General features: G+C 73.3%; 22 protein-coding genes and 2 pseudogenes. 18 read left to right on the top strand and 6 right to left on the bottom strand.

Features of this window, described 5'->3' with window-relative positions; translation table 11 throughout:
• Positions 1-6: 6 nt before the first annotated feature.
• Together D7M15_RS28340 and D7M15_RS01225 are read right to left on the bottom strand one after the other, a co-directional pair.
• Entirely contained in the window at positions 7-357 is a 351-nt protein-coding gene (locus D7M15_RS28340) for an iron-sulfur cluster assembly protein (RefSeq protein ID WP_165906183.1), read from the bottom strand.
• Positions 354-1,391: an amidohydrolase family protein gene (locus D7M15_RS01225; RefSeq protein WP_121515771.1), complete on the bottom strand. Its 1,038-nt coding sequence runs from the start codon at positions 1,389-1,391 to the stop codon at positions 354-356. Before D7M15_RS01225 ends, D7M15_RS28340 begins: the two co-directional genes overlap by 4 nt.
• A gap of 311 nt (positions 1,392-1,702) precedes the next feature.
• On the opposite strand from D7M15_RS01225, the gene D7M15_RS01220 reads away from it, so the two are divergent.
• The 6 genes from D7M15_RS01220 (at position 1,703) to D7M15_RS01195 (ending at position 7,065) form a co-directional block, all read left to right on the top strand.
• The gene (locus tag D7M15_RS01220) at positions 1,703-1,900 is read left to right on the top strand and encodes a hypothetical protein (RefSeq protein WP_121515770.1); all 198 of its coding nucleotides are present in this window, start codon (positions 1,703-1,705) and stop codon (positions 1,898-1,900) included.
• Positions 1,897-1,980: a K(+)-transporting ATPase subunit F gene (gene kdpF / locus D7M15_RS01215; protein WP_121515769.1), complete on the top strand. Its 84-nt coding sequence runs from the start codon at positions 1,897-1,899 to the stop codon at positions 1,978-1,980. The genes D7M15_RS01220 and kdpF overlap by 4 nt, the downstream gene beginning before the upstream one ends.
• Positions 1,981-1,988: 8 nt before the next feature.
• On the top strand, positions 1,989-3,650 hold the full coding sequence (gene kdpA, locus D7M15_RS01210; RefSeq protein WP_121520082.1) for a potassium-transporting ATPase subunit KdpA: 1,662 nt from the start codon (positions 1,989-1,991) through the stop codon (positions 3,648-3,650).
• Positions 3,650-5,848, top strand: a complete 2,199-nt coding sequence (kdpB, locus tag D7M15_RS01205) for a potassium-transporting ATPase subunit KdpB (RefSeq protein WP_121515768.1) — start codon at positions 3,650-3,652, stop codon at positions 5,846-5,848. The genes kdpA and kdpB overlap by 1 nt, the downstream gene beginning before the upstream one ends.
• Positions 5,849-5,853: 5 nt before the next feature.
• On the top strand, positions 5,854-6,528 hold the full coding sequence (kdpC, locus tag D7M15_RS01200; protein WP_121515767.1) for a K(+)-transporting ATPase subunit C: 675 nt from the start codon (positions 5,854-5,856) through the stop codon (positions 6,526-6,528).
• 132 nt (positions 6,529-6,660) lie between these two features.
• Positions 6,661-7,065 (top strand): SAV_915 family protein, encoded by a 405-nt coding sequence (locus tag D7M15_RS01195; RefSeq protein WP_206337300.1) that lies wholly within the window; start codon positions 6,661-6,663, stop codon positions 7,063-7,065.
• 46 nt (positions 7,066-7,111) lie between these two features.
• Here the strand turns inward: D7M15_RS01195 and D7M15_RS01190 are convergent, their stop codons facing one another.
• Positions 7,112-7,699, bottom strand: a complete 588-nt coding sequence (locus tag D7M15_RS01190; protein WP_121515766.1) for a TetR/AcrR family transcriptional regulator — start codon at positions 7,697-7,699, stop codon at positions 7,112-7,114.
• A 112-nt stretch (positions 7,700-7,811) separates the two neighbouring features.
• Between D7M15_RS01190 and D7M15_RS01185 the strand changes: the two genes are divergently transcribed.
• From D7M15_RS01185 to D7M15_RS01175, 3 genes and pseudogenes are all read left to right on the top strand, one after another.
• A complete protein-coding gene (locus D7M15_RS01185; protein WP_206337299.1) occupies positions 7,812-8,822 on the top strand; it encodes an NADP-dependent oxidoreductase in 1,011 nt (336 codons plus the stop codon).
• A gap of 171 nt (positions 8,823-8,993) precedes the next feature.
• Positions 8,994-9,454 (top strand): annotated as a pseudogene (locus D7M15_RS28700) (IS630 family transposase); the annotation flags it as partial.
• Positions 9,455-9,501: 47 nt separating this feature from the next.
• A complete protein-coding gene (locus tag D7M15_RS01175) occupies positions 9,502-10,389 on the top strand; it encodes an aminoglycoside phosphotransferase family protein (RefSeq protein WP_121515765.1) in 888 nt (295 codons plus the stop codon).
• Positions 10,390-10,446: 57 nt separating this feature from the next.
• Here the strand turns inward: D7M15_RS01175 and D7M15_RS01170 are convergent, their stop codons facing one another.
• Positions 10,447-11,136 carry a nitroreductase gene (locus tag D7M15_RS01170; protein ID WP_121515764.1) on the bottom strand — a complete coding sequence of 230 codons (690 nt, stop codon included), beginning with the start codon at positions 11,134-11,136 and terminating at the stop codon, positions 10,447-10,449.
• A gap of 108 nt (positions 11,137-11,244) precedes the next feature.
• Here D7M15_RS01170 and D7M15_RS01165 point away from each other — a divergent pair, with 108 nt between their 5' ends.
• Positions 11,245-11,835 carry a TetR/AcrR family transcriptional regulator gene (locus D7M15_RS01165; RefSeq protein WP_121515763.1) on the top strand — a complete coding sequence of 197 codons (591 nt, stop codon included), beginning with the start codon at positions 11,245-11,247 and terminating at the stop codon, positions 11,833-11,835.
• A 40-nt stretch (positions 11,836-11,875) separates the two neighbouring features.
• Here D7M15_RS01165 and D7M15_RS01160 read toward each other — a convergent pair whose 3' ends face one another.
• Positions 11,876-12,730: a helix-turn-helix transcriptional regulator gene (locus tag D7M15_RS01160; RefSeq protein WP_121515762.1), complete on the bottom strand. Its 855-nt coding sequence runs from the start codon at positions 12,728-12,730 to the stop codon at positions 11,876-11,878.
• Between the two features lie 306 nt (positions 12,731-13,036).
• Between D7M15_RS01160 and D7M15_RS01155 the strand changes: the two genes are divergently transcribed.
• From D7M15_RS01155 to D7M15_RS01145, 3 genes are all read left to right on the top strand, one after another.
• On the top strand, positions 13,037-13,792 hold the full coding sequence (locus D7M15_RS01155) for a glucose 1-dehydrogenase (RefSeq protein ID WP_121515761.1): 756 nt from the start codon (positions 13,037-13,039) through the stop codon (positions 13,790-13,792).
• Positions 13,793-13,894: 102 nt separating this feature from the next.
• The gene (locus tag D7M15_RS01150) at positions 13,895-14,755 is read left to right on the top strand and encodes an SDR family oxidoreductase (RefSeq protein ID WP_121515760.1); all 861 of its coding nucleotides are present in this window, start codon (positions 13,895-13,897) and stop codon (positions 14,753-14,755) included.
• A 146-nt stretch (positions 14,756-14,901) separates the two neighbouring features.
• Positions 14,902-16,389 carry a M28 family peptidase gene (locus D7M15_RS01145; protein WP_127201703.1) on the top strand — a complete coding sequence of 496 codons (1,488 nt, stop codon included), beginning with the start codon at positions 14,902-14,904 and terminating at the stop codon, positions 16,387-16,389.
• Positions 16,390-16,731: 342 nt separating this feature from the next.
• On the opposite strand, the gene D7M15_RS01140 is transcribed toward D7M15_RS01145, so the two are convergent.
• A complete protein-coding gene (locus tag D7M15_RS01140) occupies positions 16,732-16,854 on the bottom strand; it encodes an ANTAR domain-containing protein (protein ID WP_121520080.1) in 123 nt (40 codons plus the stop codon).
• A gap of 264 nt (positions 16,855-17,118) precedes the next feature.
• On the opposite strand from D7M15_RS01140, the gene D7M15_RS01135 reads away from it, so the two are divergent.
• The 5 genes and pseudogenes from D7M15_RS01135 (at position 17,119) to D7M15_RS01120 (ending at position 22,511) form a co-directional block, all read left to right on the top strand.
• The gene (locus tag D7M15_RS01135) at positions 17,119-18,810 is read left to right on the top strand and encodes an NAD(P)/FAD-dependent oxidoreductase (protein WP_240649548.1); all 1,692 of its coding nucleotides are present in this window, start codon (positions 17,119-17,121) and stop codon (positions 18,808-18,810) included.
• A gap of 111 nt (positions 18,811-18,921) precedes the next feature.
• Positions 18,922-19,080, top strand: coding sequence for a hypothetical protein (locus D7M15_RS28330; protein WP_165906181.1), 159 nt, complete (start codon positions 18,922-18,924; stop codon positions 19,078-19,080).
• 125 nt (positions 19,081-19,205) lie between these two features.
• A pseudogene (locus D7M15_RS01130) lies at positions 19,206-20,464 on the top strand (hypothetical protein).
• Between the two features lie 125 nt (positions 20,465-20,589).
• Entirely contained in the window at positions 20,590-21,141 is a 552-nt protein-coding gene (locus D7M15_RS01125; protein ID WP_121515758.1) for a hypothetical protein, read from the top strand.
• Between the two features lie 65 nt (positions 21,142-21,206).
• On the top strand, positions 21,207-22,511 hold the full coding sequence (locus D7M15_RS01120; RefSeq protein WP_121520078.1) for an MFS transporter: 1,305 nt from the start codon (positions 21,207-21,209) through the stop codon (positions 22,509-22,511).
• The last annotated feature ends 175 nt before the right edge of the window (positions 22,512-22,686 follow it).

The raw sequence follows: 22,686 nt of genomic DNA, 5'->3' as shown, positions 1-22,686 counted from the left end.
CGCCGCTCACGGCCCCGCCTGCCGCCGCGCCGCGCGTACCTCGGCGAGGCGCAGCCGGTACGACGGTGCGAGGTCCGAGGGCAGCCAGTCCGCGTCGTGGTCGATCTCCACGCGCACCTCGCCGATCCCGGCCAGCGCGCCGACCCGCTCCTCCGCCTGCGCGGCGAACGCCGCCCCCATCATGCAACCGGGCTCGGTCACCGCGATCCGCAGCCGTACGCGCGCGCCGTCCGGACCCGGGGTCAGCTCCAACTCCCGTACCAGGCCCATCTCCACCAGCCCGGCGGGCGCCCCGGCCGCCGCCGAACAGGGGTCGACGATGCGGTCGAGTTCGGCGCGGATCTCCTCCTCGGTCACGCGGGCACCGCCGCGCCGCCGGTCCACGGCTCCGCCAGTTCCCGTTCGGCCGGGTCGGGGGTGACCTTCAGGTCCAAAATGCGCGCGATGTTGCCGCCGAGGATCTTCCGCTTCAGTTCCTTCGTCAACGGCGGCAGCCCGTATCCCTCGATCATCCAGTCCGGGAACTGGAATTCCCAGAACGCGTCGAGCAGGGGCTGCGGATGCAGCGCGGTGCACCCCGTCCCCCAGATGATGCGGTCCGCGGCGCCGGCCCGTACGAAAGCGCTGAGGATCTCGGCGAAACGTAGCGGCGAATTCACCAGATAGGCGCTGGCGCCTTCCAGGACGACCGAGGCGTTGGGATAGTACGAGAGCTGGAGGGCGGTGTCCTCTAGAAAGGCGAAACCGCCGTGCACGATCTGGAAGTTGAGTTCCGGAAAGGCCAGGAAGGCGTTGTCCAGGTCACCCGGAGCGAAAGGCCCCACCGGGCAGCCGACCATGGCGATGGCCTTGTGCACGGCGACGGAACGGATACCGCGTCGCTGGGCGTGTTCCAGGATGGGGAACACGGTGTCCACGTCGTCCATGCGCACGGTCTCGCCGCGGCCGTCGTAGATGTCGTACGGGTAGAACTTGAGGCCGACGACCTTCTCCTCGTCGACGAGCCGGTCCACCTCCCCGACCGGGTCGGGGTGGCCGGGCCAGATGCCGCCGAAGACCGCGACGCGGTCCGGGTTGCGCTCGCGCATCTCGCGGCCGATCCAGAGGGGCGACGCCCCCTGCTCGTACATGCCGTAGAGCGGGATGTCGTGGTAGACGGCGAAATCCGTACGGCTCTCCGCGAACAGCGCGTGTTCCAGGAGTTCGGGGCCGACGCGTTCGAAGCGGTGCCGGTCGAGTATCCATTTCGGATCGTCGCGCGGGGAGAATATCCGGTGGTAGCGGTTGTAGAGGGAATCGACCACGACTCCGGCGAGGGGGTGTTTCCAGGTCTCGGGTGGTGAGTTGTAGCCGTGCACCACGGCATCCACCACGGGAACGTCCTCGATCATCCACGGCCTCCCTCTGCGCGGGGCGCGTCGGCGCGCCCGGCGGGTCACACGTATATCACGCGGGTGCGGGACGTTGATCACCGGGCGGCTTCCGCGCGTTCACCGGAAACGTTCTCCGGAAATGCGACCGGAATTCTCCTTTCGGTCCGATGTGTCGGTTCCGCGTACGGCGCCGGAGCGCCGCGCGGATTCCGGTGGGACGGCGACGAGCCACCCGCACCGCACGGCCCCGTCACGCACCGCCCCGCCGCCGCGTGTGACCTGCGACTCCGTACCCGTCAGGGAGCCGTCAAGAGACCGCGGCGGCGCGTATGGGGACCGTCAACGCGCCCCGCGCGTGTCCCCCGGAGGGGTTCTCCTCGCAGGGTCCGATCCGTTCGCGGGGCCTCCCGCGCGGATGTTCCCGAAGCCCCGAGGAGTACGCGATGGCCGACCTGGCCTTCGTCATCGTCACGGTCGCGGTGTTCGCGCTGGTGGCACTCGTCGCCCGGGGGGTGACGAAGCTGTGACCGCCGAACACGTCGTCGGCCTGGTCGTGGCGGTGGCCCTGCTGGGCTACCTCGTCCGCGCCCTGGTCCGGCCCGAGTGAGCGCCGCCATGGGCCCCGTGACCTCCGGAGTGCTCCAACTCCTCGCCCTCGTCGGCGCGTTGGCGCTCCTCTACGTACCACTGGGCGACCACATGGCCCGGGTCTACTCCGCCGACCGGCACCTGCGCGTCGAACGGTGGATCTACCGTGCCGTCGGCGCCGACCCGGACGCGGAGATGCGCTGGCCCGCCTACCTCCGCGGCGTCCTCGCCCTCTCCGCCGTCGGGGTGCTCCTGCTGTACGCGCTCCAGCGCGCGCAGGGCGCCCTGCCGGGCTCGTCCGGCCGCGGTTCCGTACCGGCGCCGGGGGCGTTCAACACGGCCGTCTCGTTCGTGTCGAACACCAACTGGCAGGCGTACTACGGCGAGCAGACGATGGGCCACGTCGTGCAGACCGCCGGTCTCGCCGTGCAGAACTTCGTCTCCGCCGCCGTCGGCATGGCCGTCGCCGTCGCGCTCGTACGCGGCTTCGCCCGGTCGAGCACCGGCACGTTGGGCAACTTCTGGGCCGACCTCGTCCGCGGTGTCGTACGTGTCCTGCTGCCGCTCGCCGCCGTGGCCGCGCTGGTCCTGGCCGCCTGCGGGGTGGTGCAGAACTTCGCCGGTGTGCACGAGGTGGGCCAGTTCACGGGCGGCTCCCAGCAGTGGAACGGCGGCGCGGTGGCCTCGCAGGAGGCCGTCAAGCTGCTGGGCACGAACGGCGGCGGCTACTTCAACGCCAACAGCGCCCACCCGTTCGAGAACCCCACCCCGTTCTCCAACCTCTTCGAGGTCTTCCTGATCCTGCTCGTGCCCGTCGCCCTCACCCGTACCTTCGGCGTGCTCGTCGGCTCCGTACGGCAGGGCTACGCGGTGCTCGGTGCGATGGCGGTCCTCTGGTGCGCGTTCACGGCGCTGATGATGTGGACCGAGTTCGCCCACCACGGCCCCGCGCCGCAGGCGGCGGGCGGGGCGATGGAGGGCAAGGAACTCCGGTTCGGGATCGGCGGGTCGTCGCTCTTCGCGGTGTCGACGACGCTGACCTCGACCGGGGCGGTGGACTCCGCGCACTCCTCGCTCACCGGGCTGGGCGGCGGGCTCGCGCTGCTCGGCATGATGCTCGGGGAGGTCGCGCCCGGCGGCGTCGGCTCCGGCCTCTACGCCATGCTGGTCATGGCGGTGCTCGCGGTGTTCCTGGCCGGGCTGATGGTCGGCCGTACGCCCGAGTACCTGGGGAAGCGGATCGGCCCCCGCGAGATCAAGCTCGCGGCCCTCTTCCTCCTCGTCACCCCGGCGCTGGTGCTCACGTTCACCGCCCTGTCCGTGGCGCTGCCGACGCCCCCGCGTTCGACGCTCAACCCGGGCGCGCACGGCTTCACCGAGGTGCTGTACGCGTTCACCTCGGCGGCGAACAACAACGGCTCCGCCTTCGCCGGGCTGAACGCGGACACCGACTGGTTCCACACCACGACGGGACTCGCGATGCTGCTCGGCCGTTTCCTGCCCATGGTGTTCGTGCTCGCGCTGGCCGGTTCGCTGGCCGGGCAGCGCACCGTACCGGCCACCGCCGGGACCCTCCGTACCGGCCAACCCCTCTTCGCCGGGCTGCTGGTAGGCGCCGTCGTGATCGTCAGCGGTCTCACCTACTTCCCGGCGCTCGCCCTGGGCCCGCTGGCCGAAGGGCTGGCGTGATGACCACCCGTACCCGCAAGCACGAGGACCCCATGCCCCCGACCTCCCCGCCCCCCTCCTCGACGACCCCGCCCGTACCGGCCCCGGAACCGGCCCGGACCGACGACCCGCCCGCCGGGCGCCCCGCACCAGGGGTACGGGTCGGGGCGGGCCTCTTCGCCCCCGCGCAGCTGGTGCGTTCGCTGCCGCGGGCGTGCCGCAAGCTCGACCCGCGGGTGATGGTCGCGACCCCGGTGATGTGCGTCGTGTGGGTCGGCGCGGTGCTGACCACGGGCTGCGCCGTCGCGGAGCCGGGGGACTGGTTCGGCTGGACCGTCGCCGGCTGGCTCTGGCTGACCGTGCTCTTCGCGAACCTGGCGGAGGCGGTGGCCGAGGGGCGCGGGAAGGCGCAGGCGGACACGTTGCGCAGGGCCAAGACGGACTCGGTGGCCCGGCGGCTGACCGGGGCCGGGAGCGGTGCGGGCGGCGGGTACGGGGGCGTGGAGGAGCGCGTGCCGGGCGCCGGGCTCGCGGTCGGTGATCTCGTGGTCTGCGAGGCCGGTGACACCGTCCCCGGTGACGGCGACGTCGTCGAGGGCGTCGCGTCCGTCGACGAGTCCGCGATCACCGGGGAGTCGGCGCCGGTCGTCCGCGAGTCCGGCGGCGACCGCTGCGCGGTGACCGGCGGTACGCGCGTGCTGTCCGACCGGATCGTCGTACGGATCACGGCGAAGCCGGGGGAGACGTTCCTCGACCGGATGATCGGCCTCGTCGAGGGCGCGGCGCGGCAGCGGACGCCGAACGAGATCGCGTTGAACATCCTGCTGGCGTCGCTGACCCTGGTGTTCCTGCTGGCGTGCGTGACGCTGCCCGCGTTCGCCGCGCACGCGGGCACCGACCTGTCGCTGGTCGTCCTCGTCGCGCTGCTGGTCTGCCTGATCCCCACCACCATCGGCGCGTTGCTGTCCGCGATCGGCATCGCGGGCATGGACCGGCTGGTGCAGCGGAACGTGCTGGCCGTGTCCGGCCGCGCCGTCGAGGCCGCGGGCGACGTGTCCACGCTGCTGCTCGACAAGACCGGCACCATCACGTACGGCAACCGGCGGGCCGCCGCGTTCACCCCCGTACGGGGCGCGGACCAGGCCGAGTTGGCGGCCGCGGCCCAGCTCTCGTCCCTCGCGGACGGCACCCCGGAGGGCCGCTCCGTCGTCGCCCTCGCGGAGGAGGCGTACGGGCTGCCGGAACGGCGCCGGGACGAGGTCGCGGGCGCGCAGTGGGTCGCGTTCACCGCGCGCACCCGGATGTCCGGCGTGGACGTGGACGGCCGGAAGGTGCGCAAGGGGGCCGTCGGCTCGGTCGCCGCGTGGGTCGAGGAGCGCGGCGGCACGGTGCCGCCGGACACCGACGACGTCGCCGGAGGTGTCGCCGGGGCGGGCGGCACGCCGCTGCTGGTCGCCGTCGAGGACGCGGCGGGCGCGCGCGTGCTCGGCGTGGTCCAGCTGAAGGACGTCGTCAAGCCGGGCATGCGCGAGCGCTTCGACGAGCTGCGCCGCATGGGCATCCGGACGGTGATGATCACCGGTGACAACCCGCGTACGGCGGCCGCCGTCGCCGCCGACGCCGGGGTGGACGACTTCCTGGCCGAGGCCACGCCCGAGGACAAGCTGGCGCTGATCCGGCGCGAGCAGGAGGGCGGCAGGCTCGTCGCGATGACCGGCGACGGTACGAACGACGCCCCCGCCCTCGCCCAGGCGGACGTCGGCGTGGCCATGAACACCGGCACCTCGGCCGCCAAGGAGGCCGGGAACATGGTGGACCTCGACTCGGACCCGACCAAGCTGATCGAGATCGTGGCGATCGGGAAGCAGCTGCTCATCACGCGCGGCGCGCTCACCACGTTCTCCCTCGCCAACGACGTCGCGAAGTTCTTCGCGATCATCCCGGCGCTCTTCGCGACCGTGCATCCCGGCCTGGACCGGCTGAACGTCATGCGGCTGACGTCGCCGGACTCCGCGATCCTCTCGGCGGTGGTCTTCAACGCGCTGGTCATCGTCGTGCTCGTCCCCCTCGCCCTGCGCGGCGTCCGCTACCGCCCGGCGAGCGCCGACCGGATGCTCCGCCGCAACCTCGCGGTGTACGGGCTCGGCGGTCTCGTCGTGCCCTTCGTCGGCATCAAGGCCGTCGACCTGCTCCTCTCCCTCCTCCCCGGAATCGGCTGATCACCATGGCTCACACGGCAACGCACACGGCGCGGCTCCTCGGGGCCTCGCTGCGCGCCCTCCTCCTGCTCACGCTCGTGACGGGCGTGCTGTACCCGCTGGTCGTCACCGGCGCCGCGCAGGCGCTGTTCCCGGCGCAGGCCGACGGCTCGAAGGTCTCGGCGGGCGGCCGGGAGGTGGGGTCCGCGCTGATCGGGCAGGGCTACACCCTGCCGCCGGACGGGACGGGCGGTACGGCGGCGCCGGACCCGCGGTGGTTCCAGGGCAGGCCCGCCCACGGCCTGGGCACCGACACCCGCGACCCGCGCCACGAGCTGCTGCTCTCCGGCGCCACCAACCTGGCGGCCGACAACCCCGTGCTCGTCCGGCGGGTGGCGGAGGCGAAGGCCGCCGTCGTCCGGGACAACTCCGTACCCGGCCACCCCGTCGACCCCGCGGACGTACCCGCCGACGCGGTCACCTCCTCCGCCTCCGGCCTCGACCCGCACATCTCCCCGCGCTACGCGCGGTTGCAGGTGCGCCGCGTCGCCCGGGAGAACGGGCTGACGGCCGCGCCCGTCGCGCGGCTCGTCACCGCGCACACCGAGGGCCGCACCCTCGGCTTCATCGGGGAGCCCCGCGTCAACGTCCTCGCGCTCAACTCCGCCCTCCGGGAGCTGACGGCGGAGTCCAGGGGATGAGACGCCGGAGCCCCGCCCGTACGGTCCGTGCTTCCGTCGTCAGGTGCACGCGTACGCGCCCGTGGCGGGCCCGTGAGCAGGCGTGACGTCGGCAGACGCGCCACCGCGGCGCGGACCGGGAAGGAGGGCCCCGTGGCAGCACCGCTCCAGGACGGGGACCCCGCGTCCCGGGACGCCCTCCCGCCCGGTCCGCTGTACGTACCGGTCCGGCGGGGCCCCCACGGCGACGTGACGCGGCTGTTCCGTACGGCGACGGGCGCGCGTACCGCCGTCGCCTTCACCTCCGTGGCCCGGCTCACCTCCGCGCTGGGCGCGGACCAGGCGTGGGTGCGGCTCGCCGGGCCCGCGCTGCGCGCGCTCATCCGGCCGCTGGGGGTCGCCGCCGTGACGCTGGACCCGCAACTGACCGCGCCCGCGCCGGAGCGGTGCGGCGAGGTGCCGCCGACGCGGCGCGTGCCGGGCCGGGACGTGCCGGGTCGGGACGTGCCGGGTCGGGACCTGCCGGGGTGCCGGTCGGCGGTGGCGGAACGGCCGTGAGCCGTACGGGCTGACGCGCCCGGCCCGCGCCCGGGAGGCCGACCGGTCAGTCCCGTCGTCCCTCCCGTACGGCCGCCGGGGCGGTCTCCGCACCGGTGAGGAGCGCGCCCGCGACCACGTCGAAGAGGCGCGGGGCGCGCGGCGCGAGCGCGGGTTGGTCACCGAGCCAGGCGAGCATGGCGATCAGCGCGAAGAGGTCGTCGCCGTCGAGGTCGCGGCGGGCCGCGCCCGCGTCCTGCGCGCGGGTCAGCAGCCGCGCGCCCGCCGCGCGCAGCGTGACGCAGGAGGCGTGCAGGGCGGACTCCGGGTCCTCGATGGCGGCCGCCATGAGCACGGTCACGCCCCGGTACTCGGTGGTCCACGCGACGCACTCCCGTACCCATGTGACGAGGGCGTCCGCGGGTGGTTCCGACTCCTCGAACGCGCCCGCCCGCGCGGTCAGTTCGTCGAAGCTCGTCCGCAGGAGGGCGTCGAGCAGCGCCTCGCGGGTCGGGAAGTGCCGCAGCAGGGTCGCGAGCCCGACCTCGGCCCGGCGGGCGATGTCGCGCAGCGACACGTCCGCGCCCCGCTCCGCGACGGCGGAGCCCGCCACGGCGAGCAGGTGGTCGCGGTTCTTCTTGGCGTCGGCCCGCATCTGCCCCTCTTGCTTTCCGGACCACTGATCCATATATTCGGATCAGTGGTCCACTTGAACTGGATCACCGGTCCGGATCAGCGTACCCCCCCCGCACAGGCAGGAGAGAGAGATGCCGCTACGCACGATGAACGCCGTCCGGCTGCACGGCTTCGGCGGCCCCGAGGTGCTGCGCCACGAGCGCGTGCCGGTGCCCGAGCCCGGCCCTGGCGAGGTCCTCGTCCGCGTCCGTGCCGCGGGGCTCAACCCGCCCGACTGGTACGCCCGTAGGGGGATGCCCGACGTACCGCCCGAGCTGCGGCCCCCGTTCCCGCTGCCGCTCGTCCCGGGCACCGACGTGTCGGGTGTCGTGGCGGCGCTCGGCCCCGGCGCCGAGGGCTTCGCGCCGGGCGACGAGGTGTACGGCATGCTGCGCTTCCCCGCCGTGCTCCAGAGCGGCGCGTACGCCGAGTACGCCACCGCGCCCGCCACCGACCTCGCCCACAAGCCCGCCGCGGTCGACCACGCGCACGCCGCGGGGCTGCCCATGTCGGGGCTGACCGCGTGGCAGTTCCTCATCGCCCTCGGGCACGACCACCCCTCGCCGTTCCAGGAGGCCCGGCACCGCCCGGCCTCGCTCGACGGCGCCGCCGTCGTCGTCAACGGAGCGGCGGGCGGCGTGGGGCACCTCGCGCTCCAACTGGCCAAGTGGCAGGGGGCGCACGTCACCGCCATCGCGTCCGGCGGCCACGAGGAGTTCCTGCGGGGCCTCGGCGCCGACGAGTTCGTCGACTACACCAAGGAGCGGCCCGAGGACGCGGTACGCGGCGCCGACCTCGTACTCGACACCGTGGGCGGCCCCGCCAGCAGGCGCTTCCTGCGCACCCTCCGGCGCGGCGGCTCCCTCTACCCGGTGTACTTCGGGGAGTTCGACGACGCGGAGAACGCCGCGCTGGGCGTCACCGTCACCGCCACCCAGGTCCGCGCCGACGGCTCCCAACTCGCCGCGCTGGCCCGCCTGGTGGACGCCGGAACCGTACGCGTCGCCCTCGACGGCACGTACCCGCTCGCCGACGCCCGCGCCGCGCACGAGCGCGCCGCCCGCGGGCACCTCCGCGGCAAGCTCGTCCTCACCGTCGACTGAACCCGGGGGCGTGAACCGGCCGGCGGACGGCGGGCGTCGACCACTTCCCGCCCGCGTCCAGTGCTCTGACACATTGGTTCGCCGGGTTGGTGGTCGGGGCGGTTGGATGTCGTGTGATCGTCCGATCCGGGTGCTGGGGGTGTGGTGGCTGGGCCTGTCCGCGTGCGCCTGCTCAGTCCTGACGACGAGGACTTCGTTGTCCAGACGGCCACCACCCGCCCGACCGGGCTCGGCCAGCCCTTCACCCGCTGGTCCATCCGCGAACTGCTGGCCCACCTGCGGAAGTCCATGGGCGGGTCATCCGCATCGGCCGCGAGGCGTTACGCCGTCTGCTCGCCCGCCGCGGCGTCACCTTCCAGCGCACCAAGACCTGGAAGGCCCCGGCCCCGGAGCGGGAGGCGAAGCTGGACCGGGTCGAGGCGCACCTCGGGCCGTTGCGGCAGTTCACCATCGCCAACTCCCACCATCCCAACCAGACGGTGCAGACCCGGGCCCTGCACGCCTACCTGCGCTGGCGCAACGCCAACGCCCGCCACCGCGACGTCCTGGCCGCCGAACGCAAGGAACGCGCCCGCATCCGCAGCGAGAAAGGCATTCGCTGGGGCAGGCGCCCCCTCACGACAGCAGTCTGAACCAATCAGACGAACCAGTGCGGCGGTCACGGCCCTAGGTTGGCGGTATGAGCCTCGACATTCCTGACCAGGTCCGCAAGACGGTGATAGCCGACGGGAACGAATCCTGGCTGGACGAGTTGCCAGGCGTGCTCGACTCGCTGGCCCAGGAGTGGTCTCTGAGGATCGGGTCCAGCTTCGCGGGCGGCCACGCCGCCCTGGTCGTCGAGGTGACGCTCGTTGACGGGACTCCGGCGGTCCTCAAGATCGGTGTGCCAGGTCGGGACGTCGGGCAGGAGGCCATGGTGTTGCGCCTGGCGAACGGAGGGGGATGCGCCAAGCTGTTGGGCGAAGACGTGGGTCGACAAGCCCTTCTGCTGGAGCGCCTCGGGGCTCCGATGTACGACATCGTCGCCGACCCCGCAAGCCGCCACGACTTGCTGTGCGAAGTGGCGGTGCGCCTGTGGCGTCCGATCGGTCCCGACATTGACCTTCCAACGGGCGCGAAGTTGGCTGAGCAGTACGCCGATCGGCTGCCGAGACTATGGGAGCGGGCGGGGCGACCGTGTTCGCCAGCCACTGTGGCGGATGCGCTGGATTGCATGAAGCGTCGTCGCCTTGCCCACGACGATCGGTCCGCGGTTCTGGTCCACGGTGATATCCACGAGATGAACGCCCTGCAGGCGAGCGACGGCAGCTACAAGCTCATCGATCCAGCCGGGCTGCGGGCGGAACCGGCGTGCGATCTCGGCACCATCGTGCGTGGCAACCCGGACCTCGGCGACGACCTCTGGGCGCGCACCGAGCAACTGGCTTCTCGCACGGGCGTGGATGCCACCGCCATCTGGGAATGGGGAACTGTCCACCGGGTCTTCAGCGGCGTCTACGCCTGCAGCATCGACTTCCAGCCCTTCGGCGATCTGCTGCTGGCCGAAGCAGACCGCCTCACGGCGTAGTCACCACACATCCATCCGTCACGACGACCAACCCGGCGAACCTGTGCGGTCACAGCTCTAGGCGTGGAACGTCGTGACCTCCTCGAACGTCGCCCGCCCGGTCCGGACGTGGTTCACCGGCGCCGTCTCGTCGGGGTATCCGAACGAGATGCCCACCAGCAACCGCCCCTCCGTGACGCCCAGTTCGGCCCGGACGGTGTCGGCGTAGAAGCTCAGCAGCCCCTGCGGGCAGCTCGCCACGCCGTAGGCGGTCATGGCCAGGAGCAGCGTCTGCATGTAGGCCCCCACGTCGGCGGCCAGCCGGGTGCGGGCGTCCCCGCCGACGAACAGGAACGCGACGTGCGGCGCGTCGTAGAAGCGCAGGCTCCGCGCGTGGTACGCCCGCTGCGCCTCGTGGTCGTCGGGGGCGATGTCCAGCGCCCCGTACACCTCGGCGCCGAACGCCGCGCGGCGCGTCTGGTGCGCCCGCGCGTACATCTCGTCGGAGTACGTGTAGTCGGCCGTCACGGCGTCCGCGGCGTGGGCCGATCGGAGGGCGGCGGCCAGGCGTTCGCGTGCCGCGCCGCTGACGACCTCGACCTGCCACGGCTGCGCGTTGGAGTTGGACGGGGCGGCGCCGGCCAGCGAGAAGATCGCGCGCATCGTCTCCTCGGGTACGGGGTCCGGGCGGAACGCGCGGGTCGCGCGGCGCCCCCGGATCAGCTCCTCGGCGTGGTCGCGCAGGTCGGTGGGGGTGAGCAGGGTCATCGGAACTCCTCGACGGAGAAACTGAAGTAAACGTGTGCGTTTACCTGGCGAGTGGTGAAGCTACCACGCCGCTCCCCGCCAAGTAAACGCAGGCGTACACTTGGCGCCATGAACGAAGCCACCGCGACACCGCGGAAGCGCCCGGGACGTGGCGGCCGGGAACGCGTCCTGCTCGCCGCCGCACGGCTCTTCGCGACCGAGGGCATCAACGCGACCGGCATGGAACAGATCGCCGGGGCGGCGCCCGTCTCCAAACGCACCCTCTACGCGCACTTCCCCACCAAGAGCGACCTCGTGATCGCCCACCTCCGGAGCCTCGCCTCGTCGGGGGAAACCCTGGGGAGCGTGCTGACCCGCGACGACATCCCGCCGCGCGAACGCGTGCTCCGGATGTTCGACATGCCCGTACGGGACGACGCCCCGGTGCGCGGCTGCCCGTTCATCGACGCCGCCGTGGAGTTCCCCTCCCCGGACGACCCGGTCCACGTCCACGCCCGCGAACAGAAGCTCCACATGCGCGACCTCGTCACCACACTGGTGACGGAGTTGGGCTGCCGCGAGCCCCTCGCGCTGGCGGAGCAACTGGTCACCCTCGCCGACGGAGCGGCCAGCCGCGCCATGGTGCTGGACGACGCGGACTACGGCCGCCACGCACGCGCGGCGGCCGAGGTGCTGCTCACCCACGCCCTGCCGGAGTGAACCCCCGCCCGGCGGCCGACGCCCGCCACCGGGACGGCCCCTACCGCGCCCCGGGTCCCGCCCCGGCGCCGCGCCGGGTCGCGTGGACGGAGCCGAGCAGGCCGAGGGACGTGGCGCTGGGACTCCCCGGCTCCGCCTGGTAGACGACGAGCTGCTGGCCGGGCGCCTCGCGTACGTCGAAGGACTGGTACGTGAGCGTGAGCGGCCCGACGTCCGGGTGCAGGAAGCGCTTCGCGTCCCGCGTCTTGCCGCGCACCGCGTGCGCGTTCCAGAGGCGGGCGAAGTCCGCGCTGCCCTCGGTGAGCGTGCCGACGAGCGCCCGCAGACGCGGGTCGTCCGGGGCGAAGCCGCTCGCCTCGCGCAGGTTCGCGACGGCGGCCCGCGCGGCGCGGTCCCAGTCCCCGTGGAAGCGGCGGCCCGCCGGGTCGAGGAACGTCATCCGCGCCAGGTTGTCCGCCGGGGCGAACGGTGAGTACAACGCATCCGCCAGGGAGTTGAGCGCGAGCAGGTCCAGGGAACGGTTCAGCACGAAGGCCGGTGCGTCCCCGAAGCCGTCCACCAGCCGACGCAGTTCCGCGCCGACCCGCGCCGACTCCGGCCCGTACGGCGGTCGTTCACCCGGCGCGGCACCGGCCAGCCGGTACAGGTGCGCCCGCGCGTCCGCGTCGAGACGCAGCGCGTGGCTGAGGGCGTCGACGACCTGCGGGGAGGGGCGGCGCTCGCGGCCCTGTTCCAGGCGGGTGTAGTAGTCGGCGTTCACCCCGGCCCGTACGGCGACCTCCTCCCGCCGCAGGCCGCTGACCCTGCGCGCGCCGTGGCTGACGGTGCCCACGTCCTCCGGCCGCACCCCGGCACGCCGACCGCGCAGGAAGTCCCCCAGCTGGTTGTCGTCCATCGGCTCAGGCTAGGCGGCGGCCCGGCGCTCCGCCTGGGTGTGTCACACCCAGGCAGTACGGGTCCTGGTGGAGGGAGGCGCTCCGGCAGAGACTCTTCCTCAGCGGAACGGACCGCAGCGGCTGACGGGGGCCGGCGGGCCGACGGGGGAGGAGTCCGCCATGCGCGCAGCCGTGCCCGGGGCACCCGCTGCCCACCCACGGCCAGGTACGGCCGACATTCCCCGCCGACGCGCCCGCGTCCGACCCGTAGCCCACGTCCTTCCCAGGGCAAGGGCGTTCATCACCGACGAGGTAAGGACCCTCACATGACAAGACGACTCGACGGCAAGGTCGCGCTGATCACGGGCGCGACCGGCGGCCTCGGTACGGCGACCGCGGAACTCTTCGCCCGCGAGGGCGCCCGGCTGCTCCTCACCGACGTCGCCGACAAACCACTGCGCGAACTGGCCGAACGGCTCGCGGCGGACGGCGCGGACGTGGCCTCCGTACCGCTCGACGTCTCGTCCGCGCGGGAGTGGGACGAGACGATCGCCTTCCTGCGCGAACGGTTCGGCGCGCTGCACGTGCTCGTGAACATCGCCGGAATCCTGGACTGGCGGGGCGTCGAGGAGACGCGCGAGGAATCCTGGGACCGCGTCACGGACGTCAACCAGAAGGGCACGTGGCTCGGCATGCGCGCCGCGATGCCGCTCCTGCGCGCGAGCGGCAACGGGTCGGTCGTCAACACCTCGTCCGTGCTCGGCATGGTCGGCAGCGGCGGGGCGGCCGCGTACCAGGCGTCCAAGGGCGCCGTACGGCTGCTGACGAAGACCGCCGCCGTCGAGTACGCGCAGCAGGGCGTACGCGTCAACTCCGTGCACCCCGGGGTGATCGCCACCCCGATGACCCGGGAACTCCTCGATGCCGAGGGCGACCAGCAGGCGGACGTCCTACGCACGCCCATGCGCCGCGCGGGCCGCGCCGACGAGGTCGCCCCCGCGATCCTCTTCCTGGCCGCCGACGAGTCCTCGTTCGTCACCGGCTCGGAACTGGTCGTCGACGGCGGGCTCACCGCGCACTGACCGGCCGGTCCGTACGGCGTCCACGGGGGCCGGGGCGGGGGTCCGCCCCCGTGGACGTACGGCCGAACCCGCCTTCCACACGCACCTCTTGAGGGAACACACATGACCACCGCGACCGGCCCGACCAACCTGCCCACCGCAACCACCGCAACCACCGCAGTCACCGCAACCACCGCGCCCGCCGGGGCACTTCCCGGCCCCGCCGCCCGATCCGCCGCCCCGGACGCCGAGTTCGCCGGGAAGGTCGCCCTCGTGACCGGCGCCGCGCGCGGCGTGGGCCGGGAGACGGTGGCGCTGCTCACCGCCCGCGGCGCCCGCGTCGTCGCCGTCGACCGACGCGACGACGTCGAGGCGCTGTCCGACGACTTCCCCGGCGTCCTGCCGTTCCTCGGAGACATCGCCGTGGAGAGCACGGCGACCGGCGCCGTACGGGCGGCCGTCGACACCTTCGGCGGGCTCGACGTACTCGTCAACAACGCCGGACGCGCCCTGAACAAGCCCGTCACCGAGACCACCGCCGAGGACTGGGACACCGTCCTGGCGGTCAACGCCCGCGGCGCCTTCCTCTGCGCCCGCGAGGCGTTCCGCGTGATGGCGGCGCGCGGCGGCGGCGCCATCGTCAGCACCGGCTCGTACACCTGCACCGTGGGGCTGCCCGAAGGTGCCGCCTACAGCGCCTCGAAGGGCGCGCTCGCCCAGCTGACGAAGGTGCTCGCCGTCGAGGGCGGGCCGCTGGGCATCCGCGCCAACGTCGTGGCGGCGGGCGTCGTCGAGACCGACTTCCTCGACTCGTTCCGCCCCGACAGCCGCGCCTACTTGGCGTCCTTCGCCGACGCGCAGCCGCTGGGCCGGGTGGCGCGACCCGAGGAGATCGCCGAGGTGCTGTGCTTCCTCGTCTCCCCGCGCGCCGGTTTCGTCACCGGCGCGGTGGTCGCCGCCGACGGCGGTTTCACCGCGGTCTAGACGTGTGGTGCGCGACCGTGGCCCCCGGACGGAGAGCGGGTCCGGAGGGCCCCGGACCGTCGGTGGCGTGCTTAGGGAAACGAAACCGCGTACCCGGTTTCACTGGCCGCGCGGTACAGGAGTACCCCGACGGAACGGAGTGGACCATGACAGCGGGAAGTGGACAGCGGACGGCGGGCGGATCCCCCCGGCGCGCCGTGGTGGCGGCGCTGGCCGGGGCGGCGGTCGGCCCGCTGCTGACCGGCACGGCGCACGGAGCACGCGCGGCGGATCGGCCGGACCCGGCCCGGGGCGCGGGCGACCCGGCGATCGGGCGGATAGTGCGGCACATGCGGGAACTGGACGGGATCGCCGCGCGGCACGGCGGCAACCGGGCCGCGGGGTACAGCGGTTACGAGCACTCCGCCCGCTACGTCGAACGGCGGCTGCGTGCGTACGGGCACCGGACCCGTCGGCTTCCGTTTAGCTACACCCGCACCGATCTCCTGCGCGACACGGTGCGCCAGACCGGCCCGCGCGAGCGCGTCCTCGACCACGTGGCGGTCGAGGGCGTCGCGGCATCCCCACCGGGCGGTGCCACCGGCGCGCTCGTCACCCCCGCCGACCGGTTCGGCGACGCGCCGGACAGCTGGGACGGCGTGGACGCGCGCGGGCGCGTCGCGCTGCTGGAACTGCGTCCGCCGAAAGCCCCGGAGGGGGTGCGGGCACTGCCCGAGACACGCACCGGCGGCTGCCACGGCACGCGGCGGGCCGCCCTGCGGCGTACGGCCGACGACCAGACGGAGGCCGCCCGCACAGCCCTGCGCAACGCCCACGCGGCGGGTGTCGTCTCCGTGCTGTTCTTCCTGGACGGCATGGACTTCGGCCTGCTGCTGCGGTTCGACGCCCCCGAGGACCCGGCGCTGCCCCCGGCGGCCACCGTGTTCTCCGAGGTGGCCGCCTCACTGCGGGCCGACCTGGCAGCCGGCGGGGCCCGGCTGCACGTCGACCTGGAGCTGCGGGACCGCAAGGTCGACACGTTCGACGTGCTGACCGTACCCGCGGACCCCGACGCCCCCCGGCACCTCTTCGGCGCCCACCTGGACAGCGTGCCCGCGGGCCCGGGTATCGACGACAACGCCTCCGGCTCCGCGCTGCTGCTCGACCTGGCGCGGTCCGCGGCGCGGCGGGCCCCGGCGCAGTTCTGCTGGTGGGGCGGGGAGGAGGACGGGATGCGCGGTTCGCAGCACTTCGTGGACACCGAGCCGCTGGAGCCCGTACGTGGCTACTTCAACATGGACATGGTCGCCGCCCCCAACCACGTCGTCGGCGTCTACGGCAACGGCCCGGAGCGCCACTACACCGAGCACCTCGCCGCCGCCGGTCAGCCCTGGCTGGAAGGCCCGGTCGACGGGATGTCGGACCAGGTGCCGTTCCTGTTCGCCGGGGTACCCGTCGCGGGTATCGACACCGTGCGCAGCAGGCCCGCGGCGCTGAAGACCGAGGAGGAGGCCCGGCGGTTCGGCGGCACCGCCGGTCTGCCCTACGACCCGCGGTACCACGCCGCGGGCGACACCCTCGACAACACGGGCCGCGCCGGACTGGCGGTCTGCGCCGCGGCAAGCCACGCCGTCCTCCGATCGGTGACCGGCTGACCGGCTCTCCGCCGCGTCGACCGGTCAACCACCCCGGTCGGCGGGCTCGACCCGTCGCGGAAGGCCCCCGGGGCAGCGCCGGACCCACCGCCCGGAGCCCCGGGCTGCCGCCCCCCCATGTCGTGGGTGACGCGTGATACTCGTGGTGTCCGGCGGGCCATGGTGTCGGCGAAGCGCGGGAACGGTCGGGTGAGGCGGCGTGCCTCGGCAGTGACCTGGGATGAGTGCGACGCGGTCCGGGGGGTACCCGGGAGAACATGACGTTCCGGGTTCCATGGGCTCGGCGCGGTCTAGGCCCCCCGGTTCGAGCCGGGAGCCGGGGGCGCCGCACCGCTCGTGGGATCAGGGCAGGCGGCCGAGCGCGCACAGCTGCCGGGCGACCTCGCGAAGCCTGATGTCGTTATGCGGCGAATGGCGGCGCAGGACCTCGCCCGCCTGGTCCTCGCTCAACCGCCCGCGCTCCATCCGGAAGACCGGTACGCCCCGGGCCGGAGTCCGCCTCGCGCGGGGGCTCGTGTCCACTTCCGCCAAGGCCAGCCGCCCGGTCGGGCGCAACGCGGACACCTACCGCCGGTCGCGGTTCGTGAGGGCCGCACCCGGCATCGGGGGCACCGAAGCGCACAGGCACGTCGGCCAGCGGCGGCGGACCGTACGGGCGGGCGCCCTCCACAGGATTTGACCTTCCATTGACTTTACGTGACTTGCATTTTACTTTTGCGCTTGCGTGCAGTGATCATGGAGGGGGTCGACGTGGGCGTGGTCCGCAGGGGTGGCGACGAGGGTCCGGAGCTGGACGCGCTGGTGGTGGGAGCCGGATTCGCCGGCTTGTACCAGCTGCACCTGCTCCGTGAACGGGGCTTCTCCGCACGGCTGGTCGAGGCGTGCGAGGACGTCGGCGGGACCTGGTACCGGAACCGCTACCCGGGGGCTCGCTGCGACATCGAGAGCACCGCGTACTCCTACTCCTTCTCGCCGGAGCTGGACCAGGAGTGGGAGTGGAGCGAGCGCTACGCCGCGCAGCCGGAGATCCTCCGCTACCTGGGCCACGTGGCCGACCGGTTCGACTTGCGGCCGCACATCATGCTCAACACGCGGGTCGAGCGCGCCGTCTACGACGAGGACAGCCACCTGTGGACCGTGACGACGTCCGCCGCGTGGACGGTGACCACGCGTTTCGTCGTGCTGGCCACGGGGTGCACGTCCGCCGTGAAGGACGTGGACGTTCCGGGGATCGAGTCGTTCGCCGGTCGGACCCTGCACACGGCCCGCTGGCCCCGGGACGAGCCGGTGCTCGCCGGGGAACGGGTGGGGGTGCTCGGTACGGGATGCTCCGGCGTGCAGGTGGTCCCGCAGGTCGCCGCCCGAGCCGCCGCGCTCACCGTCTTCCAACGCACACCCGTCTACGCGCTGCCCGCGCACAACCGGCCGCTCCCCGCCGACGAGATCGCCGCGACGAAGGCGGACTACCCCCGCTACCGGCGCGCCCAGCGGGCGTCCCGCGGCGGCACGCTCTTCACTCCTCCGACCCGCTCGGCGCTGTCGGTGGGGGCCGGGGAGCGTACCGACGCCTACGAGGAGGGCTGGCGCTCCGGCGTACTCAGCGGGCTGTTGCGCACGTACACGGACCTGCTCACCGACGAGGCGGCCAACGAGACCGTCGCCTCGTTCGTGCGCGGGAAGATCCGGGACTCGGTCGCGGACCCCGACACGGCGGACGCGCTGTCCCCCCGCACCTTTCCGTTCGGCACCAAGCGCCCCTGCCTGGAGTCCGGTTACTACGCGGCCTTCAACGAGCCGCACGTGCGGCTGGTGGATCTGCGCCGTACGCCGCTGGTGGAGGTCACCCCACGCGGGGTGCGCACGACCGAGCGGGAACACCCGTTGGACACGTTGGTTCTCGCCACCGGCTTCGACGCGTTGACCGGTTCGCAGACGGCCATCGACGTACGGGGGCGCGGTGGCGCCACGCTGCGGGAGAAGTGGTCGGACGGCGCGGCCAACCACCTGGGCCTGGTCGCGTCCGGCTTCCCCAACCTCTTCACCGTGCTCGGCCCGCTCAGTCCGTCCGTGCTCAGCAACGCGGTGACCGCTGCGGAGCAGCACGTCGAGTGGATCGCCGACTGCCTCGTCCACCTCCGGCGCCACGGGTTCACCGAGATCGACGCGACCCCGCAGGCGGAGCGGGAGTGGTGCGCGCACGTGGCGGCGCTCGCGGAGCGGACGCTCTACCCGTCCGTCGACTCCTGGTACACGGGCGCGAACGTGGCCGGCAAACCGAGGACGTTCCTCGCGTACACCGGCGGCATGGTCGAGTACCGGGCGCGCTGCGACGCCGCAGCCCGGGACGGCTACGCCGGTTTCGCCCTGGCCCGTGCCGTCGCCCCCCACGCGGATCCGGTGCCCGGGGCGACATCCCCGTGAACCATCCGACATGACCATCCATTGACTTTTCCTTGACTCTCGCTTTACTTTTACCTGGGTGGTTTTTTTACCACTTTGCACCACTATCTCTTCGTCCTATGGAGGTCCGGCATGGAGCAGCTCATCAAGCGGATGACCGAAGAGTCCGTCTGGCAGAAGTGGGTCGCTGCCAACTCGGCGCAGGGCGCCGGTGCGAAGGACGGCTGCATCAGCTCCGCTCCCAAGAGCGGCTGCATCAGCGCGACGCCCAAGACGGGCTGCATCAGCTGACGCGTCTCCCCGCACCGGTCCGCCGACCGGTGCGGGGTCCCGGGGCGCACCACCGCGAGCCGCCACCCCGCCCCGCGCCCCGCCCGTGGCGTACGGGCTTCGACCGCTCTCCCACCGGAGGACCCGTGAACACCTGGCCGAGCCCCGACGTCCTCGACCGCGTGAAGGACATCCCGCTCTACCGCGACTCCGTGGCCGGTGGCGGCTTCCCGATCCTGGAGAAGTCGCGGATCGCCCAGGGTTTCCCGGCCAACTGGATGACTCCGGCCCTGGCGAGGGCGTTGGAGGCGGGAGAGGCCGAGTACGTGCTGTCGACCGGCACGAACCACGCGCGTATGCAGCTGATCCGACCTCCGTTGTTCCTGCTGCACTCCTACTACCGGCTGTGGAGCGAGCACCCGGAGCTGGGCCCGCTCTGGCACTCGGGGGCCCGACGCGCCTCCTTGACCACGGTGCTCGCCACCGAGCACGTCGCCCGGGTGAACGCCTCCCGCCCCGGGGCCACGCCGGGGGAACGCTGGCTGGACGACCGCACCCTGTATCTCAACCGCCGACTGGAACCGGCCGACTGGGACCTCGCCGACGTCACCGCCATGCTCGCCGACCTGCGGGAGGTGGCGTCCGCGCACCCGGACGGCGCCTATCTGCTGGACTGCTCCGCCTACCATCTCGCGCATCTGGTGGAGAAGGTCCGCGCCTGGGGCCTGGAGGAGGCCTTCCCGCGGCCCGCGGGCATCGTGCACGCCTACGAGTACGCTCCGGCGAACGTCCGGGCCTTCCTGCGCCGGTACTTCGGCTGCCCGGTGATCGACCTCTTCGGCAGCACCGAGCTGGGCTACCTCTTCTACAGCGACGCGGACGGCCGCTACCACCCGTATCTCGACGGCATGAGCCTGGAACTGCACCCGGTGGCGCCCGGCAGCGGCATACACAGTCTGATCGTCACCAGCATCCGCAACCCGCACATGCCCCTGGTGCGCTACCGCTCGGGGGACTGCGTCCGTACCCGCGACGGTGACGCGGACCCGACGGCCATCACCTCCTTCTGCGGACGGGAGAAGGAACTGCTGCCCACACCCGGCGGCCCGGTCGCCCAGGCCGACGTGGACGTGCGGATCGCCGGAGCCTCCGCGAAGGTCTTCCTGCACCAGCTCGTCCCCGACGCCGCGGGGGAGTCCGCCGGGGCCGGCTCGTGCGAACTGCGCTACACCACCTTCGGGGAGCCGCGCTCGGGGCCTCCGAGGAGGCCGAACTCGCCGTCGCCGTAGGCGAGTTGACCGGCATGCGGTGCCGCACCGCGCACCGGCGGAGCATCGCGGTCGGCCGCTCCGGCAAGTACGCGTGGCTTGCCGCCCCGGCAACCGACCCGTCCCCGGCCGACTGACGGGTCCCCCGAGCCGCCGTCCCGGCGCGTCGGCGCCGAGCGGCACATCCCTCGCCGGTCACGCGGGAGCAGACCCGCTTCCGGCCCGCTTCGCGGCCCCGCGCCGCCCCCAGGACAGGACCGGTATGACTGCTCCTCCTCCCTCCGTCCCCCGTGAGATCGGAACGGCGGTTCCCGCCTCCACCGCACCCGACGCCCGGGAGCTGCTCGGGCCCGCGCTGCACGACGAGGTCGTGCGGTACGTGCTCGGACGCCCCGGCGCACCGGCCGAGGACGTGGTGGTCCACCAGGTCCGCGAGTGTCTGCGGTACCTCTACCTGGTGTCGCGGCACCCGGACGAGCTCGCGGGCCTCTTCCTCCCCGTCGAACAGGACATCGACGAGATCTGGCACTACCTGATCCTCCAGACACGCGAGTACCGCACGCTGTGCGAGGAACGGCTGCCCGGTGGCCGCTTCATCCACCACCGCAGCGTCGCGTACGGCGACTACCAGCAGGAACCGGGCCGGGAAACGGCGGCGGAGGAGGCCCTGCGCTGGGTGCCGCTGTACGTCGGGGCGTTCGGCCCGTTCGACGAGGACGCGCTGCCGCACTGGACCGTCGTCGCCTTCCTGCACGCCCAGCTCGGTCTCTCCCTGGCGGAGATCTCCGACCTCGGCGGCGCGACCGCGACGTGACCGCGGCGGACCAGGCCCCCAGCCGGCTCCACGCCGTGGCGCCCGCCGCGGCGGAGCGTCGTCTGATGACCGTGCTGCTCGTCTCGCAGGCGCTCGGCGGCGCGGGCATGGCGGCCGGCATCACGGTCGGCGCGCTCCTCGCCGAGGACCTGCTCGGTTCGACGAGTCTGGCGGGGCTGCCCGCCACGCTCTACACCGGCGGCGCCGCGGTGGGGGCGATGGCGATCGGACGGCTCTCCCAGCACCGGGGACGCAGACCGGGGCTCGTCCTGGGCCATGGAGCCGCCGCACTCGGCAGCGTCGGAGTGGTGGCCGGGGCCGCAGCCTCCTGGACCGTGCTGCTGCTCGCCTCCCTGTTCGTCTACGGAGCCGGCTCCGTCACCGGACTGCTCGCCCGGTACGCGGGGGCGGACCTGGCCCCACCGGAACGTCGCGGCCGAGCCACCGGCACGGTGCTGTTGGCCACCACGCTGGGTGCCGTGGCCGGGCCCAACATGGTCGGACCCACCGGCGCGGTGGCGACCGCCTGCGGTCTGCCCCGGCTGACCGGACCGTTCCTGCTCGCCGCTGCCGCCTGCACGGCGGCCTGCCTGGTCCTGCTGCTGTGGCTCCGGCCCGACCCGATGACGGTGGCCCGCGCCCACGCCGACGCCCCGCTCCCGGCGCCGCCGGGCGAGGGCGCCCCGGCCGGGAAGTCCGCCGCCGTACGTCCCCCGGGGCGTACGGGCACGGGGGGCGTACGGAAGGCGGCTCCGGACGAACCCGCCGCGCCGGAAGCGGGCACGTCGGTGCCGGGGCGGACGACCCACCGGTGGCCCTCCGGGGTGATGACCGGCGCCACCGTGACGATCTCCGCGCAGCTGGTGATGATCGCCGTGATGACCATGACGCCCGTACACATGACCGCGCACGGTCACAGCGCCCAGGCGGCCGGGACGGTGATCGCGCTGCACGTCGGGGCGATGTTCCTGCCCTCGCGGCTGAGCGGATCTCTCGTCGACCGGCTGGGGGCGGCTCCTGTCGCGGCGGCCTCCGGAGCGGTCCTGCTGGTGGCCGGGGTGCTGGCCGGACTGCTGCCACCGCAGAACACGATCGGTCCGGCCGTCGCGCTCACGCTGCTCGGGGTCGGCTGGAACCTCGCCCTCGTGAGTGGTTCGGCCATGGTCACCGAGGCGGCGCCACCGGGGAGGGCCGCCGCCGTCCAAGGGCAGGTGGACGTGGGCATGGCCCTCGCAGGCGCCACCGGCGGCATGGTCTCCGGCCTGACGACGGCGAGCGCCGGGTATCCGCTGCTCGCCGTGGCGAGCGGGGTGCTGGCCGTCGGCGTGATCCCGACCGTCGTCCTGCGCCGCGCCTCCGGGCAGCCGTAGTCCAGGGGGCGGCGCGGACGTCCGCTGTCCGCGCGCCCGCGCAGCCGGTGCCGGTGGGCACCGGTCGCGCTCCGCACTCCTCCCGTACGGGCCCCAGGTCCCGTAGCGCCGGTGCGAGGGGGGCGGACACGACGGCCGTGCACCACACGCCCGTCACGACGACTCCGTCCGCCGC

Origin of the sequence: Streptomyces sp. Z26, from assembly GCF_003665095.1 — a bacterium.
Lineage (GTDB): Bacteria > Actinomycetota > Actinomycetes > Streptomycetales > Streptomycetaceae > Streptomyces > Streptomyces phytohabitans.
Note: the sequence above shows the minus strand (reverse complement) of the source record. Positions and strands in the feature narration are given on the sequence as shown.

Coding starts and splice junctions, on each gene's coding strand:
- D7M15_RS01170 (WP_121515764.1), bottom strand. CDS start 11,136: ATGACCCTGCTCACCCCCACCGACCTGCGCGACCACGCCGAGGAGCTG.
- D7M15_RS01160 (WP_121515762.1), bottom strand. CDS start 12,730: ATGGACGACAACCAGCTGGGGGACTTCCTGCGCGGTCGGCGTGCCGGG.
- D7M15_RS01120 (WP_121520078.1), top strand. CDS start 21,207: ATGACCGTGCTGCTCGTCTCGCAGGCGCTCGGCGGCGCGGGCATGGCG.
- D7M15_RS01220 (WP_121515770.1), top strand. CDS start 1,703: ATGGGGACCGTCAACGCGCCCCGCGCGTGTCCCCCGGAGGGGTTCTCC.
- D7M15_RS01225 (WP_121515771.1), bottom strand. CDS start 1,391: ATGATCGAGGACGTTCCCGTGGTGGATGCCGTGGTGCACGGCTACAAC.
- D7M15_RS01185 (WP_206337299.1), top strand. CDS start 7,812: ATGCCGCTACGCACGATGAACGCCGTCCGGCTGCACGGCTTCGGCGGC.
- kdpC (WP_121515767.1), top strand. CDS start 5,854: ATGGCTCACACGGCAACGCACACGGCGCGGCTCCTCGGGGCCTCGCTG.
- D7M15_RS01150 (WP_121515760.1), top strand. CDS start 13,895: ATGACCACCGCGACCGGCCCGACCAACCTGCCCACCGCAACCACCGCA.
- D7M15_RS01175 (WP_121515765.1), top strand. CDS start 9,502: ATGAGCCTCGACATTCCTGACCAGGTCCGCAAGACGGTGATAGCCGAC.
- kdpB (WP_121515768.1), top strand. CDS start 3,650: ATGACCACCCGTACCCGCAAGCACGAGGACCCCATGCCCCCGACCTCC.
- D7M15_RS01125 (WP_121515758.1), top strand. CDS start 20,590: ATGACTGCTCCTCCTCCCTCCGTCCCCCGTGAGATCGGAACGGCGGTT.
- D7M15_RS01165 (WP_121515763.1), top strand. CDS start 11,245: ATGAACGAAGCCACCGCGACACCGCGGAAGCGCCCGGGACGTGGCGGC.
- D7M15_RS01145 (WP_127201703.1), top strand. CDS start 14,902: ATGACAGCGGGAAGTGGACAGCGGACGGCGGGCGGATCCCCCCGGCGC.
- D7M15_RS01155 (WP_121515761.1), top strand. CDS start 13,037: ATGACAAGACGACTCGACGGCAAGGTCGCGCTGATCACGGGCGCGACC.
- D7M15_RS28330 (WP_165906181.1), top strand. CDS start 18,922: ATGGAGCAGCTCATCAAGCGGATGACCGAAGAGTCCGTCTGGCAGAAG.
- D7M15_RS01140 (WP_121520080.1), bottom strand. CDS start 16,854: ATGGAGCGCGGGCGGTTGAGCGAGGACCAGGCGGGCGAGGTCCTGCGC.
- kdpA (WP_121520082.1), top strand. CDS start 1,989: ATGGGCCCCGTGACCTCCGGAGTGCTCCAACTCCTCGCCCTCGTCGGC.
- D7M15_RS01190 (WP_121515766.1), bottom strand. CDS start 7,699: ATGCGGGCCGACGCCAAGAAGAACCGCGACCACCTGCTCGCCGTGGCG.